The organism is Streptomyces sp. NPDC037401, from assembly GCF_055602345.1.
This window is the reverse complement of record NZ_JBVJWO010000005.1, coordinates 69,831-83,827: the sequence shown is the minus strand read 5'-3', so window position 1 is coordinate 83,827 and position 13,997 is coordinate 69,831. Positions and strand designations below refer to the sequence as shown.

Annotated in this window: 13 protein-coding genes; 10 read left to right on the top strand and 3 right to left on the bottom strand. The window is 72.3% G+C overall.

Going from position 1 to position 13,997, the window contains the following annotated elements; translation table 11 throughout:
* Positions 1 to 95: 95 nt before the first annotated feature.
* On the bottom strand, positions 96 to 1,949 hold the full coding sequence (locus ACZ7H1_RS06050; protein ID WP_470784152.1) for an AMP-dependent synthetase/ligase: 1,854 nt from the start codon (positions 1,947 to 1,949) through the stop codon (positions 96 to 98).
* A 619-nt stretch (positions 1,950 to 2,568) separates the two neighbouring features.
* Here ACZ7H1_RS06050 and ACZ7H1_RS06045 point away from each other — a divergent pair.
* Complete coding sequence (locus tag ACZ7H1_RS06045; protein WP_470784151.1) at positions 2,569 to 3,291, top strand: phospholipase D-like domain-containing protein; 723 nt, start codon at positions 2,569 to 2,571, stop codon at positions 3,289 to 3,291.
* Entirely contained in the window at positions 3,278 to 3,748 is a 471-nt protein-coding gene (locus ACZ7H1_RS06040; RefSeq protein ID WP_470784149.1) for an NUDIX domain-containing protein, read from the top strand. The genes ACZ7H1_RS06045 and ACZ7H1_RS06040 overlap by 14 nt, the downstream gene beginning before the upstream one ends.
* A 112-nt stretch (positions 3,749 to 3,860) precedes the next feature.
* Here the strand turns inward: ACZ7H1_RS06040 and ACZ7H1_RS06035 are convergent, their stop codons facing one another.
* On the bottom strand, positions 3,861 to 5,186 hold the full coding sequence (locus ACZ7H1_RS06035) for a dicarboxylate/amino acid:cation symporter (protein WP_470784148.1): 1,326 nt from the start codon (positions 5,184 to 5,186) through the stop codon (positions 3,861 to 3,863).
* A gap of 374 nt (positions 5,187 to 5,560) precedes the next feature.
* On the bottom strand, positions 5,561 to 5,872 hold the full coding sequence (locus ACZ7H1_RS06030) for a DUF4229 domain-containing protein (protein WP_470784146.1): 312 nt from the start codon (positions 5,870 to 5,872) through the stop codon (positions 5,561 to 5,563).
* A 174-nt stretch (positions 5,873 to 6,046) separates the two neighbouring features.
* Between ACZ7H1_RS06030 and ACZ7H1_RS06025 the strand changes: the two genes are divergently transcribed.
* The 8 genes from ACZ7H1_RS06025 (at position 6,047) to ACZ7H1_RS05990 (ending at position 13,840) form a co-directional block, all read left to right on the top strand.
* Positions 6,047 to 6,634 (top strand): NADPH-dependent FMN reductase, encoded by a 588-nt coding sequence (locus ACZ7H1_RS06025; RefSeq protein ID WP_470784144.1) that lies wholly within the window; start codon positions 6,047 to 6,049, stop codon positions 6,632 to 6,634.
* Positions 6,634 to 7,245, top strand: coding sequence for a serine O-acetyltransferase EpsC (gene epsC / locus ACZ7H1_RS06020; RefSeq protein ID WP_470784142.1), 612 nt, complete (start codon positions 6,634 to 6,636; stop codon positions 7,243 to 7,245). Before ACZ7H1_RS06025 ends, epsC begins: the two co-directional genes overlap by 1 nt.
* 89 nt (positions 7,246 to 7,334) lie before the next feature.
* A complete protein-coding gene (locus tag ACZ7H1_RS06015) occupies positions 7,335 to 8,387 on the top strand; it encodes a PLP-dependent cysteine synthase family protein (RefSeq protein ID WP_470784140.1) in 1,053 nt (350 codons plus the stop codon).
* Positions 8,388 to 8,486: 99 nt separating this feature from the next.
* Complete coding sequence (locus ACZ7H1_RS06010; RefSeq protein WP_470784138.1) at positions 8,487 to 8,702, top strand: tautomerase family protein; 216 nt, start codon at positions 8,487 to 8,489, stop codon at positions 8,700 to 8,702.
* Positions 8,699 to 10,042 carry an MFS transporter gene (locus ACZ7H1_RS06005; protein ID WP_470784136.1) on the top strand — a complete coding sequence of 448 codons (1,344 nt, stop codon included), beginning with the start codon at positions 8,699 to 8,701 and terminating at the stop codon, positions 10,040 to 10,042. Before ACZ7H1_RS06010 ends, ACZ7H1_RS06005 begins: the two co-directional genes overlap by 4 nt.
* Entirely contained in the window at positions 10,039 to 11,274 is a 1,236-nt protein-coding gene (locus tag ACZ7H1_RS06000) for an ATP-grasp domain-containing protein (RefSeq protein WP_470784135.1), read from the top strand. Before ACZ7H1_RS06005 ends, ACZ7H1_RS06000 begins: the two co-directional genes overlap by 4 nt.
* Complete coding sequence (locus ACZ7H1_RS05995) at positions 11,274 to 12,578, top strand: ATP-grasp domain-containing protein (protein ID WP_470784133.1); 1,305 nt, start codon at positions 11,274 to 11,276, stop codon at positions 12,576 to 12,578. The genes ACZ7H1_RS06000 and ACZ7H1_RS05995 overlap by 1 nt, the downstream gene beginning before the upstream one ends.
* Positions 12,575 to 13,840 (top strand): ATP-grasp domain-containing protein, encoded by a 1,266-nt coding sequence (locus tag ACZ7H1_RS05990; RefSeq protein WP_470784131.1) that lies wholly within the window; start codon positions 12,575 to 12,577, stop codon positions 13,838 to 13,840. Before ACZ7H1_RS05995 ends, ACZ7H1_RS05990 begins: the two co-directional genes overlap by 4 nt.
* Positions 13,841 to 13,997 lie beyond the last annotated feature (157 nt).

The window sequence follows — 13,997 nt, the reverse complement described above, 5'->3', positions numbered from 1 at the left end:
AGCCGCGGGATGGGCCGGGACCGACAAAAAATCTCGGACCGGTCGTCAACGCCGGTGTCAGCGCCGGTGTGCCAGTGCCGCTGTCAGTGCCGCTGTCAGTGCCGGTACAGCTCCTCGATCTCCTTCGCGAAGTCACGCAGGATCGCGGCCCGGCGCAGCTTGAGGGAGGGCGTGAGATGGCCGCTCGCCTCGCTGAAGCCGCCGGGCAGCACGGTGAAGCGACGGATGGCCTCGGGCCGCGACACCAGGGTGTTCGCGTCGTCCACGGCCCGCTGGAGTTCGGCGAGCAGCTCCTCGTCCGTGGCCAGTTCGGCGGTGCGCAGGCCCTGTTTGCGGTGCATCCGGCGCCAGTGCGCCAGGCCGTCGGGCTCCAGGGTGATCAGTGCGGTGATGTACGGCCGGTTGTCGCCGAGGACGATGCACTGGTCGACGAGGGGATGGGCGCGCAGCCAGTCCTCCAGCGGGGCCGGGGCGACGTTCTTGCCGCCGGAGGTGATCAGGATGTCCTTCTTGCGGCCGGTGATGGTGAGGTACCCGTCCGCGTCGAGCTCCCCGATGTCGCCGGTGGGCAGCCAGTCGCCGGCGCCCGTGGCCGGGACGACGACCCCGCGCGCGGAGTCCCAGTAGCCGGCGAAGACGTGCCGTCCGCGCAGCAGTACCTCGCCGTCGTCGGCGATCCGTACGGCGGTGCCGGGCAGCGGGCGGCCCACGGTGCCCAGGCGCGGCGCGAGGGGCGGGGTGACCGTGGAGGCGCCGGTGGTCTCGGTGAGCCCGTAGCCCTCGTACACCTCGATGCCGGCGCCGCCGTAGAAGGCCGCGAGGCGGTGCCCGAGCGGGGAGCCGCCGCTGATCACGTACCGGACCCTGCCGCCGAGGGCGGCCCGGATCCGGCGGTAGACCAGCGGGTCGTACAGCGCGTGGGCGGCACGCAGCACGAGGCCGGGCTTCTCCCCGGCCGCGCGGGCCTTGCCGTACCGCTGGGCGATCCGCGCGGCGCGGTCGAAGGAGGAGGCCCGGCCCATCCGCTCGGCGGTGGCCCGCCCGGTGTTGAACACCTTCTCCAGGACGTACGGGATCGCCAGCAGGAACGTCGGCTGGAAGCCGGCGAGGTCGCGGAGCAGGTCCTCGGTCGCGATGCTCTCGGCGTGCCCGATGCGGACGCGGGCGCGCATGCAGCCGACGGCCACCATCCGGCCGAAGACGTGCGACAGGGGCAGGAAGAGCAGCGTGGCGGCGGGCTCGGTGCTCACGCTCCTGAAGACGGGGTGCAGCAGCTCGATGGCATTGTCCACCTCGGCGAAGAAGTTGGCGTGGGTGATCACGCATCCCTTGGGGCGGCCGGTCGTGCCCGAGGTGTAGACGACGGTCGCGGCGGACTGCGGGTACGTCAGCCCTCGCCGGGCCTGCACCTCGGCGTCCGGCACGTGCGCCCCGGCCCGCTTGAGCAGGTCGATCGCCCCGGTGTCGAACTCCCACAGGTGGTGCAGGCCGGGCAGGTGCGGGCGCTCCCCGCTGACCAGCCTGGCCTGGGCGGTGTCCTCGACGGCGCAGGCGACGGCGCCCGAGTCCTGGATGATCCAGCGGACCTGGAGGGCGGAGGAGGTGGGGTAGACGGGGACGGTGATCAGTCCGGCGGCCCAGGCGGCGAAGTCCAGCAGCGTCCACTCGTACGTGGTGCGGGCCATGATCGCGATGCGGTCGCCCCACTGGAGCCCTTCGGCGATCAGCCCCTTGGCGACGGCGAGCACCTCGGCGGCGAACTCGGCGGCAGTGACGTCGTACCAGCCGCCGCCCGCGGCCTTGCGGGACACCACCACCTCGCGGGGGGCCTCCTCGGCGTTGGTGAAGGGGATGTCCCCGAGTGACCCGTGGTGCGCCGGCTGGGCCAGTGGTGCGACGGACACCTCCCGCACCCGCCCCCCGATCGCGTTCATCACCGGTTCGGCCATGGCGTCTCCTCGGCTCGGAGTGAGTTACCGCCGGTAATTTACGCACGGGTAACCCACCCTGAGAACCCCTTGCACAACACCGCCACACTCCGCATACACCCCGGCCCCCACCCGGGGGACCGGGCGGGGGGCCGGCGGCGCTGCGCTCGGCGGTGTCAGCCGGGCTCCCGGGAAGCGTCGCGAAAGACGATCCGAAGCGAATCCGTCGTGATCCACCGGAAGTCCGTGTGACCGAGCCGCCGGGGTCTTCAGGTCCGGACGCATGGCGCACCGCGTTGGTCACCAGCCCGGACAGCGCGACCGGCGCATCGGCTTCCAAGGCCGAAAGCCCCCGGTCGGCCAACGCCTTGCGCCGTTCCACGCGGGCGCGGGCGCGGGCGCGGGGGGCGGACCGTGGTTCGCGGCGCCGGCAGTGGACCACTTCGTTCATCGGACGACCTCCCGGCAGCAGAGGACAGGGCGCGGCAGCACACGGCGGTCATGTGGCACCCGTCCGGGCGTTCCCACCGCGTTCGCAGGACGTTTGGGACGTCCTGAAGCTACGGTGCGTCTCGTCCCTGACGTCCCTGGGAGGCGAAGCACGAACCATGCCCTCCGGCGTGCACTGGCGAGTGCGAGGATGACCGAACAGCAGCTCGCGGAGGCCTGTGGGGTCGACGTGAAGAGGGTGGGCCGATGGATCACCGATCCGAATCGCATCCCGCACAACCGCCACCGATGGGCTGCCTGCGAGGCATTAGGCGAGGAGGAGAAGACCTCGTGGCCCAACGCCGTCCGCTCGGCGCTCCGAGCAGGTCCCGACCGGGAGGTCCTCCAGGTCTTCCCCTACCGGTCGGCGGCGCCGTCGAGCCTGTGGCGCTCTCTCATCACCAAGGCGCAGCGGGAGCTGACCTTCGCCGGGTACACCAACTACTTCCTCTGGCTTGAGCACGCCAACCTCAGAGGGGCGCTGCGCCGCAAGGCCCAGACCGGGTGCCGGGTCCGGTTCCTCGTCGGCGACCCGGACGGTCCGGTCACTGCGGCGCGCGAGGCGGAGGAGCAGGTACCGCTCACGTTGACCACGCGGATCGCCGTGACCTCGAACGAACTGCAACACCTGCACGGCACTCCGAACGTCCAAGCCCGTTTCGAGACCGGACACATCGGCCTGTCCGCCTTCCGCTTCGACAACGAGATGCTCGTGACACTGCATCTCGCCCGGAGGGTCGGCCACGACTCGCCGATGATGCACCTGCGGCGGAGCCGGAGCGACGGGATGTTAGACCGCTTCGCAGAGCACGTCGAGGAGTTGTGGGGCCGCGGGCGCGATGTCCAGGAGGCCGGCCGCGATGCCCAGGCGTGACTACCACAACGATCCGCACGCCCCGAAGGCGAACAGCCTCGTGCCCGCCGCGTCGGCGGTCGTGGTGGACGGCGCGGGGCGGATCCTCCTGCAGCGGCGGGTGGACAACGGCATGTGGGCCCTGCCGGGCGGGGTGATGGAGTTGGGTGAATCCATCGGGCAGTGCGCGGTACGGGAGACCTTGGAGGAGACCGGCGTGGCGGTGGAGGTGACCGGGATCGTCGGGACCTACACCGACCCCGGCCACGTGTTCGCGTACGACGACGGCGAGGTCCGGCAGGAGTTCTCGGTGTGCCTGCCGGCGCGGCCGACCGGCGGGACCGCGGTGCGGGTCTCGGAGGAGTCCTCCGAGGTGGCCTGGTTCACGCCGGACGAGGTGGACGGGCTGCCGATGGTGTCGGGCATCCGCAAGCGGATCGAGGACTGGCGGGCCGGGGCGGGCCCCGTCGTCCGGTAGCCGTGCGCGCACGTTCCCCGCGCCGGACACACCACAGCCCCCGCCCGGACGGGGGCGGGGGCTGCGGTGAGCGGGGCGGGACCGGGGGCCGGCGGCCGGGGTCCCGGGCGGGTCAGGCCGTGGCCGGGACCACGCGCTCGTCGATCGGGGAGGACGAGGCGGAGGCGTAGGCCTCCTTGTCCAGGATGCCTTCGCGGGCCGCGACGATGACCGGGACCAGGGCCTGGCCGGCCACGTTGGTGGCGGTGCGGATCATGTCCAGGATCGGGTCGATGGCCAGCAGCAGGCCGACGCCCTCCAGCGGGAGGCCGAGGGTGGACAGGGTCAGGGTCAGCATGACCGTGGCGCCGGTCAGGCCCGCCGTGGCGGCGGAGCCGACGACCGAGACGAAGGCGATGAGCAGGTAGTCGCCGACGTTCAGCGGGACGTCGAAGATCTGCGCGATGAAGATCGCGGCGAGCGCCGGGTAGATCGCGGCGCAGCCGTCCATCTTCGTGGTGGCGCCGAACGGAACCGCGAAGCTCGTGTACTCCTTCGGGACGCCGAGGCGCTCGGTGACCTTCTGGGTGACCGGCATCGTGCCGACCGAGGAGCGGGAGACGAAGGCCAGCTGGATCGCGGGCCAGGCGCCCTTGAAGAACTGGAGCGGGTTGACCTTGGCGACGGTGGCCAGAAGCAGCGGGTAGACGCCGAAGAGGACCAGGGCGCAGCCGATGTAGACGTCGGCGGTGAAGGTCGCGTACTTGCCGATCAGGTCCCAGCCGTAGTCGGCGATCGCGTAGCCGATGAGGCCGACGGTGCCGATGGGGGCGAGGCGGATGACCCACCACAGGGCCTTCTGGAGGAGTTCGAGCACGGACTCGGAGAAGGTGAGGATGGGGGCGGCCTTCTCGCCCAGCTGCAGGGCGGCGATGCCGGCGACGGCGGCCATGAAGACGATCTGGAGGACGTTCAGCTCGGTGAACGGCGTGATCACGTCCGACGGGACGATGCCGGTCAGGAAGTCGATCCAGGAGCCGGTGTTCTCCGGGGTCTTGCCGTCCTTCGGGGTCAGGCCGGTGCCCGCGCCCGGGTTCGTGACCAGGCCGATCGTGAGGCCGATGGCCACCGCGATCAGCGAGGTGATCATGAACCAGAGGAGCGTGCGGGTGGCGAGCCGCGCGGCGTTGTTGACCTTGCGGAGGTTGGTGATCGACACCAGGATCGCGAAGAAGACGAGCGGCGCGACGGCCAGCTTCAGCAGCTGGACGAAGATGTCACCGACCTTCTCCAGCGTGGTGTAGAGCCAGCCGATGTCCTGGCTGCGGGCGAGCCAGCCGAGCAGGACGCCCAGGACCAGACCGGCGACGATCTGGGCCCAGAAGGGGAAGGGGAACGAGAACGAAGCCGGCGCGGGCTGCTTCGCCTCGGGGGCTGCGGACTTGGGGGTCGCGGACACGGACACACTCCGGTTGGGGGCGCACGGGGGTGGGGGAGATGCTGCGGGTGGTGCGGTGCGGCAGCCGGGAATGGGCCGGCCGGGACCGCTGCTGAGTCGTTTCTGCTTGGCCTGCGGGGTCCTTGGGGGGCTCCGGGCTTCAGCGACAGCAGCAGGCCGCGGACACGCGGCGGCAGAGATCAACGTGCAGGCGCACCACGAGCAGAGTGCTCATGGCCTGGAGGGGCGCGGCTGCGGTCATCATGTTTAACACGCTAACACTTGCCCTTTGAGAATCTCAAAGTCTTACTTTGAGCCAAAGTCCCGCGGAAACGCCGCCGCCCCGGCGCAGGAACGGATGTCCTGTGCCGGGGCGGTTTGCTGTGTGAGGAACCTTACGCGCCGGTCCGGGCGGCGTCGTCGGCCTCGTCCTCCTGGCTGCGGTTGTCGGAGAGCCTGCTCTTCACGCCCTCGACGCGGCCGCTGATCTGCACCGACATCTCGTCGCGCTGCTTGCGCAGCAGCACGAAGGAGAGCGGGGCGGAGAGCACGAGGGCCAGCAGGACGACCCATGCGTAGTTGGCGTCGCCGATTCCGGAGGGCAGCACGTCCAGCGCGACCAGGCCCCATACGGCGAGGAGGCATCCGGCGAAGATGCCCAGCCGCATCGCGGTGTAGCGGATCGTTGCGCTCGCCTTCAGAGCCACGGCAGCCCTCTCTCTTCCTACGGACCTCGGATCCTGCGCACCCAGTGAAGCACGCGGACGTTCACTGCCGTGAAGCGGGCCGGGAACGGAGCGGGAGGGGTTCGGGAACCGCGGGAGCGAGTCTCTGACCAGTCGAAGGCCTGCCGACCGGGCGGCCGAGGAGAAGAGGTTCCCGTGGCGAAGATCGTTCTGGTGTCCGGCAGCACGCGCCGGGACTCGGTGAACACCGCTGTACTGGCGACCGTGCGCCAGATCCTCGCGGATCTGCCCGGGTCGCACGAGGTGGAGGCGCTCTCCGTCGGAGAGCTCCCGTTCTACGACGCCGCCCTGGAGCAGTCGGACGGCTCGGCGGCGGTCCGCTCCGCGAAGGAGCTGGTCTCCGGCGCGGACGCGCTGTTCATCAGCACCCCTTCCTACAACGGCGAGATGCCGGGCGTCCTGAAGAACGCCCTGGACTGGCTGTCCCGGCCGGGCGGCCAGAGCCCGCTGACCGGCAAGGTCACCGCCGTCACCAGCGCCTCCCCCGGAGCGCGCGGCGCCGTCGACGCCCAGCCCGGCCTGACCGGCGTGCTCACCCGCTGCGGCGCGCTGGTCGTCGACCACGAGCCGGTCGCCGTCGGCGGTGCCGGGAAGCTCGCCGCGGAGGCCGGCCGCTACACCGACCCGGAGGTCGTGGCGCAGCTGGAGAGCCTGACCCGCGCCGCCCTCGCAGCCGTCGCCGCCCTCGCCGCCGTCGGCGACCGCACGGAGGTGCTCGTCTGATGGCGGGCGGCGAGCCCGGACTGCTCCGGATCATGAAGGAGGACCTGGACGTGGTCGTGGCCCGCGATCCCTCCGTGCGCAACCGCCGCGAGGCCCTGCTGCACGCGGCCCTGCCCGCCCTGTGGGCCCACCGGGTCGCCCACCGGCTGCACCGCCGCGGCCTGCGGCTGACCGCCCGCGCCATCGCGTGGTTCGCCCGCCGCGGCACGGCGGTCGAGATCCACCCGGGTGCGGTGCTGGGCCGCCGGGTCTTCATCGACCACGGCGCTGCCGTGGTGATCGGCGAGACCGCGGTGATCGGCGACGACGTGACGATCTACCACCAGGTGACGCTCGGCGCGGTCGGCTGGTGGAGCGACAACGCCCGGCCCGAGGGCGAGCGCCGCCACCCGGTGGTGGGCCACGACGTCGTCCTCGGTACGAACGCCACCGTGCTGGGCCCGGTCACCATCGGCGAGCACGCCGTCATCGGCGCGCAGGCCCTGGTGAACAAGGACGTGCCGCCCGGCGCCCGGGTGCTCGCCGCGACCGCCGTGATCAAGGCGGTCGGCGCGGAGCCCCGGCCCATGGAGGACCTGTACGCCGTGACCGCCTCGGCCGGCTCCTGGTAGCCCCTCCCCCGCGAAGACTTCACCGGCGTACGGCTGACCGTACGACCATCCGGCATCCAGCCGTACGACCCGACGTGTGAGGAACAGACATGAACAGCACCGACAGCACCGCCGGCACCGCCCACTCCGTCGGCACCGCCGCCCGCCGGAACCGCCCGATCGCCGACAGCATCGAGGACCTGGTCGGTTCGACCCCGCTGATCCGGCTGCGCTTCGAGGACACCGCCCCCGGCACGGAGGTGCTGGCCAAGCTGGAGTCCGCCAACCCGATGTCCAGCAGCAAGGACCGGGCCGCGCTCTACATGCTGCGGGCAGCCGAGCTGCGCGGCGACCTCACGCCCGGCAACGGCACCGTGATCGAGGCGACGTCCGGCAACACCGGCATCTCGCTGGCCGCCTTCTCCGCGGCCCGCGGCTACCGCTGCGTCATCGTGCTGCCCGACAGCGCCACCGCCGAGCGCGTCGCGCTGCTCAAGGCGCTCGGCGCGGAGATCGTGCAGACCCCCCGCGAGGCGGGCTACCCCGGCGCGATCGCCAAGGCCGAGGAGCTGCACGCGGCGACGCCCGGCTCGTGGTTCCCCTGCCAGCACGAGAACCCCGACAACGTGCAGGCCCACTACGAGACCACCGGCCCGGAGATCTGGACCGACACCGCCGGCCGCATCGACGTCCTGGTCTGCGGCGTGGGCACGGGCGGCACCCTGAGCGGCGCCGCCCGGTACCTCAAGGAGCAGGACCCCACCGTCCGCGTCGTCGCGGTCGAGCCGGAGAACTCCCCGGTCCTCTCCCAGGGCGTCGGCGGGCTGCACCGCATCCCCGGCCTCAACGGCGGCTTCGTGGCCCCCACCACGGACGTCTCGCTGATCGACCACGTCGTCACCGTCTCGGACGAGGACGCGATGACCGCGGCCCGTACGCTCGCCCGCCGCCAGGGCATCTTCGCCGGGGTCTCCTCCGGCGCCGTCGCCCACGCCTGCGCCCAGCTGGCCGCCCACCCGGACTACATCGGCGCCTCGATCGTTGCCGTGCTGCCGGACACCGGCGAGCGCTACCTGAGCCTGTGGGACGAGTCGGGCACCTCCACGACCCAGCCCGCCGCGCAGTCCGCCGTCCAGCCCGCGGCCCTCGCCGCCCGCCCCTGACGGCCGCTCCCCCACACCGGCCCACACCGACCCCGCACCGACCCGCCCCCACCCCCCACTCAGCACGCCCGAACTCCCCCCTCTGCAAAGGAACCCGACATGCCGGTGATCACCGTCGACTGGTGGCAGGGCAACGACCGCGCCCAGCGCGCCGAGCTCGTCTCCGAACTGACCGAGACCGTCGCCAGGATCGCCCACTGCCCGCACGAGGCCGTGACCGTCATCGTCCGTGACGTGGAACTCGGCCACTGGGGCAAGGGCGGCGCACTCGCCGACACCCTCGTCGGACCGGGAAGCGACGGAGGCGGGGAGTGAACCTGCGCGAGCTGCACCCGAACATCAAGCTGCGGCTCGGCGTCGGCTTCGTGCAGCGGCTGCTCGGCATCATGCTGATGCCGCTGATGGTCATCCACCTCGCCGCCCTGTACGGCGCGGCCGCGGCGGGCGCCCTGACCCTCGTGGTCGCGGCCGCGGGCATCGCCAGCAACTTCCTCGGCGGCCATCTCGCCGACGTCCACGGCCGCAAGCCGCTGATGGTCGCGGGCGAGGCCGGCGCGACGCTCACCTTCGCCCTGCTGGCCCTGGCCAACTCGCCCTGGTGGCAGTCGGGAGCGGTGACCTTCGTCCTCTTCCTGCTCAACACCTGCCTGGCGAGCGCGGCCACCCCCGCCGCCGACGCGATGATGATCGACGTCTCCACCCCGGAGAACCGGCAGCTCGTCTACACGATCAACTACTGGTCGATCAACCTGGCGTTCACCGCCGGCGCACTGATCGGCGGCTTCTTCTACGGCGACCACTTCGCACTGCTGCTCACGGCGGCGGCCGCGCTCTCCGCGGCGACCGCCCTGGTCACCTGGTGGTGGATCGCCGAGAGCGCCCCGGAGGGCGCCGGGGAGCAGGCCGCCGGCATCCCGGCGATGCTCCGCGGCTACCTCGCCGTCTCCCGGGACCGGATCTTCCTGCGGCTGCTCACCGCCGCGATCCTCACCCGGGCCATCGAGGTCCAGATCGGTTACTACATCGCGGTCCGCCTCGCGGACGAGTTCCCCGAGCAGGCGCTGGCCGGCCTGGAGCGCTGGTTCCCGCAGGTCGACGGCGTCGCGATGCTGGGCATCCTGCGGGCCGTCAACACCGCCCTGGTGGTGGGCCTCGCGCTCTTCGCGGGCAGCCTGTTCCGGCAGCTGTCCGACCGCACCCGGCTCTACGCGGGCATCGCGGTCTTCACCGGCGGGTACATGGTCCTCGCCGTCAGCAACAGCGGCTGGATCCTGATCGCCGCCGCGGTCCTGCTGACCCTCGGCGAGATCGCGAACGTCCCGGTCAAGCAGGCCATCCTGGCCGACCTGGTGGACCCGGCCGCCCGCACCAAGTACCTCGCCGCCTACGGCCTCAACGCCCGCATCGGCCTGCTGATCGGCTCGCTGTGCGTCACCGTCGGGGCGTTCCTCCCGCCGGCCGGCATGAGCCTGCTCTACGGGGCCTTCGGCCTGGGCGCCGTCCTCGTCTACCGGTCGCTGCTGCCGCTGCGGGAGGCCCGCCGGGCGGCCGAAACCGCAGCCGAACACGCAGCCGAAACCGCAGCCGAAACCGAAACCGGAACCACGCAGAGCGCCGGGGCGCCCGTACCGCTCACGAACGGATCGACGTCATGAACCACCCCCGCAGCACCGGCCGGCTCCTGATGGTCATGCCGTACGAGCAGCTGGTCCGCAAGGCCGTCGAGGCGGGCTTCCGGGTCTGGTCGATCTGGGACCCCGCCCTTCGCTCCGCCGAGTACCTCGCGAAGGTCGAGGCGCACTCCGAGGACGTCGCGTACGTCGACTTCCAGGACGAGGCCGCGCTGCGCGCGCTGGTGGCGACGATGGCCGTCGAGCACGGCGTCGACCGCGTCCTGCACCTCGGCAGCGAGGCCAGCATGGCCCCGGTGCTCGCCGAGGCGGAGGCCCTGGGCCTGGCCCCGAACCGCGCCGAGTCGGTGCGGCTGCTCAACGACAAGAACGCCATGCGCCGCCTGCTGAACCGCAACGGCGTCTCCGCCGTCCGGGCCGGCCGGGCCGACTCGCTCGCCGATGTGGAGCCGTTGCTGCGGGAGTTCGGGCTGCCTGCCGTGGTCAAGCCCGCCAACTCCGCCGGCAGCCGGGGGGTCGCGCTGGTCCGCGACCCGGCCGGGCTCGCGGAGTGGACCGAGCGCGTCAAGTCCTCGGGGATCGAGGGCCCGTTCGTCATCGAGGACTTCCTCGAAGGCCCGGAGTTCAGCGTCGAGACCCTGTCCGTCGACGGCATGCACCAGGTCGTGGGCATCACCGCCAAGCAGACCAGCGGCCCGCCCGGCTTCGTCGAGACCGGCCACGTGCACCCGGCCCCGCTGTCCGCGGTCGACGAGGGCGCGATCCGCTCCACCGTCACCGCCCTGCTCGACCTCGCGGGCTACGAGTTCGGTCCCGCGCACACCGAGGTCATCCTCACCCCCGCCGGACCCCGCATCGTGGAGTCGCAGGCCCGGCTGGGCGGCGACCGGATCCCGCTCCTGGTGGAGGTCGCCACGGGCTTCGACCTGGAGGCGGCGGTCTTCCGGGCGCTGGCCGGAGAGCCCGTCCGGGCGCCCGCGCCCCACCGGTACGCGTCCATCGGCTTCTTCCGGCTGCCCGCGGGCCGCCTGGAGTCCGTCGAGGGCCTGGCCGCCCTGAACGCCCTGGAGCACGTGCACGCCGTGCACTTCCCCTACGAGCCGGGCGACGTCCTGCCGCACACCACCGACTCCGGCAGCCGCCACGGGTACGCCGTCGTCGACGCGCCCACCCCCGCCGCGGCCGCCGAGCGGATCGCCGCCGCCCACGCGGCCCTGCGCACCACGACCGTCCCCCTCCCGAAGGAATCCCTGTGATGAGCGCAACGACCGCGCCGGCCGGCCCGGCCCGCGCTGCCGCGGACCGGACGATGCTGCTCGTCGGCGGCACGGACCAGCATCTGGAACGGGCCAAGGAGCTCGGCGTACGCGTCGTCATGTTCCAGCACCCGGACAAGATCAACGCGTACCAGACCGGGCTGGCCGACGCCCTGCTGATGGTCGACTACACCGACTGGGACACCGTACGGCCGCTGGCCGAGGCCGCCCGCGAGGTCTGGGGCGTCGACGCCGTCGTCTCCCTCACGGAGGGCGGGCTCGACACGGCCGCCCGGCTCAACGACCACTTCGGCTTCCCCGGCACCCGCCCGGAGGTGAGCCGGCGGCTGCGCAACAAGTACCTGATGCGGCAGCACCTGGCGGACCACGGCCGGCTGACGATCCACTGGGACCGGGTGACCGACCGGCACTCGCTGGACGCCTTCGCCCGGCGGGCGGGATTCCCGTTCATCGTGAAGCCCACGGACGCGACCGCGAGCTTCGGGCTGCTGCGCGTCGGCGGTCCGCAGGAGCTGGACGCGGTGTGGGAGCGGATCGAGGAGCTGCGGGGCCGGCGCACGGACCGGGGCTCGACGCTGTTCACCGTGCGGGAGTTCCTGATGGAGTCGTACATCGACGGGCCGGAGTTCAGCGTCGAGGCGTTCAGCTTCGGCGGCCGGCACGTGGTGGTCGCGGTGACCGAGAAGCTCGTCGACGACGCCCACTTCGCGGAGCTGGGCCATGCGCTGCCGGCCCGGCTGGAGCCGTCCGCGCACGCGCAGGTCACGGCGGCGGTCACGGACTTCCTCGACACCATGGGCCTGACCGACGGACCGAGCCACACCGAGCTGCGGCTGTCCTCCCGCGGCCCGGTCGTCATCGAGTCCCACAACCGCGTCGGCGGCGGCCACATCAACGAACTGGTCGAGGCGGCCTACGGGGTCGACCTGATCGGGTACGGCGCCGCCTGGCCGATGGGCCTGGTCGAGGCGCTCCCGGAGCCCCCGGCGGCGCGCGCCGCGGCCTGTACCCGCTTCGTGCTCCGCGACCCGGGCACGGTCACCGCCGTCTCCGGCGTCGAGGAGGTCGCGGCCCGCGCCGACGTGCTCGCCGTCGAGGTCTCCGTACGTCCGGGGGACGCGGTCCGCCCGCTGCGCGACAACTGGGACCGGCTGGGCTTCGCCGCGGTGACGGCGCCCGACACCGCGGGGGCGGTCGCCCTGTGCGAACGGCTGACCCGGGAGATCCGCATCGATGTGACCCCGGACGCGGTCCGGGTACCGGAACTGGAGGTGGCGGCATGACCGCGCTCGTACTGCACCGATTCCCGCTGGGCCCCTTCCCGTACGACCGGTGGCTGGACGGTCTCGACGGCGGCGTGGTGATGATCGCGGCCCGCGACAGGATCGCCGCGGGCGGCGAGCAGGTGCCGGCCGGCAACGGCGGCTACCGCCACCTGGAGATCGTCGACTCCTTCGACGACGAGGAGCTCGTGGACCGGCTCGCGCGCGATCTCGCCCACGCGTACGACGTCACGCACGTCATCGCGCACCACGAGGCCGACCTGTACCGCGCGGCCGCGCTGCGGGAGAAGTTCGGCCTGCCGGGCCAGCTGCCCGCCGGGGTACTGCCGTTCCGCGACAAGGTGCTGATGAAGCGCAAGCTCGCCGCGGCGGGCATCGAGGTCGCCCCGCACACGGTGCCGGGCACGGCGGGCGAGGTGCGGGCGTTCGCGGCGGCGCACGGGCTGCCGCTCGTCTTCAAGGCCCGCGACGGCTTCGGCTCCATCGGGCTGCGGATCGTACGGACCGCGGAGGAGCTGGACGCGCAGCTCGCGCAGGCCTTCCCCGCGGGCACCGGACCGCGCGAGGACCTGCTGCTGGAGGCGTACGTCCCGGGCCGGATGTGCCATGTCGACGGGGTGGTGGCGGGCGGCCGCACGGTCATGGCCTGGCCCTCGCAGTACCAGTACGACCTGTCGTCCTTCCAAGCCGACGGCGGTGCCCGCGTGGACCTCACGCTGGCGCCCGGGGACCCGCTGACTCCGCGTCTGCTGGCGCTGGCGGAGGAGGCGCTCGGTGCGCTGGAGGGACCGGCGGACTACGCCTTCCACGCGGAGGTCTTCCACACGCCGGACGACCGGCTGGTGGTCTGCGAGGTGGCGGCCAGGCCCGCGGGCGCACGGATCCGGGACGTGCTGAACGCCGTCTTCGGGGTGCATCCGGTGGAGCTGGCCTCGCGTGCCCACACCGGGCTGCGGGTACCGGCCCTGGAAGGCCTGGGCGACACGGACAGTGGTCGGCAACGGCTGGAACCGCTCCGTATGGCGGGACAGGTGCTGATGATGCGGCGGCCCGGAACGGTCCGTTCCATTCCGGTCACCCCGGAGGAGCCGTGGGTGGAGTTCTACGGGGTGTTCGCGGAGCCGGGCGAGGTGCTCGGCGAGGCTGCCATCTCGTCGGACTTCCTGGCGGCGGCCGTTCTCTCCGCACCGGCACGGGAGGAGTGCGAGATCCGGCTCCGGGCCCTGGGCGCGCGTTTCGAGACGGAGATCGTGATCGACTGACCGGATGTGAACTCCCGGAAAAATCCCCCGGCCAACTGGCGGACAGAACCTGTTCCCTGACCGGTTCCCGCTGTACTGTCCACCCTCGGTAACGGAGCGGGAACCGTTGGGGAACGGCTCCCGCGAGTCTCTGTGGTGTCGGAAGCGGCACGCACGA

Excerpts from the sequence above, each read along its gene's own strand:
- ACZ7H1_RS05990 (WP_470784131.1), top strand. The coding sequence starts at position 12,575 with ATGACCGCGCTCGTACTGCACCGATTCCCGCTGGGCCCCTTCCCGTAC.
- ACZ7H1_RS05995 (WP_470784133.1), top strand. The coding sequence starts at position 11,274 with ATGAGCGCAACGACCGCGCCGGCCGGCCCGGCCCGCGCTGCCGCGGAC.
- epsC (WP_470784142.1), top strand. The coding sequence starts at position 6,634 with ATGGCGGGCGGCGAGCCCGGACTGCTCCGGATCATGAAGGAGGACCTG.
- ACZ7H1_RS06040 (WP_470784149.1), top strand. The coding sequence starts at position 3,278 with ATGCCCAGGCGTGACTACCACAACGATCCGCACGCCCCGAAGGCGAAC.
- ACZ7H1_RS06045 (WP_470784151.1), top strand. The coding sequence starts at position 2,569 with ATGACCGAACAGCAGCTCGCGGAGGCCTGTGGGGTCGACGTGAAGAGG.
- ACZ7H1_RS06015 (WP_470784140.1), top strand. The coding sequence starts at position 7,335 with ATGAACAGCACCGACAGCACCGCCGGCACCGCCCACTCCGTCGGCACC.
- ACZ7H1_RS06010 (WP_470784138.1), top strand. The coding sequence starts at position 8,487 with ATGCCGGTGATCACCGTCGACTGGTGGCAGGGCAACGACCGCGCCCAG.
- ACZ7H1_RS06000 (WP_470784135.1), top strand. The coding sequence starts at position 10,039 with ATGAACCACCCCCGCAGCACCGGCCGGCTCCTGATGGTCATGCCGTAC.
- ACZ7H1_RS06050 (WP_470784152.1), bottom strand. The coding sequence starts at position 1,949 with ATGGCCGAACCGGTGATGAACGCGATCGGGGGGCGGGTGCGGGAGGTG.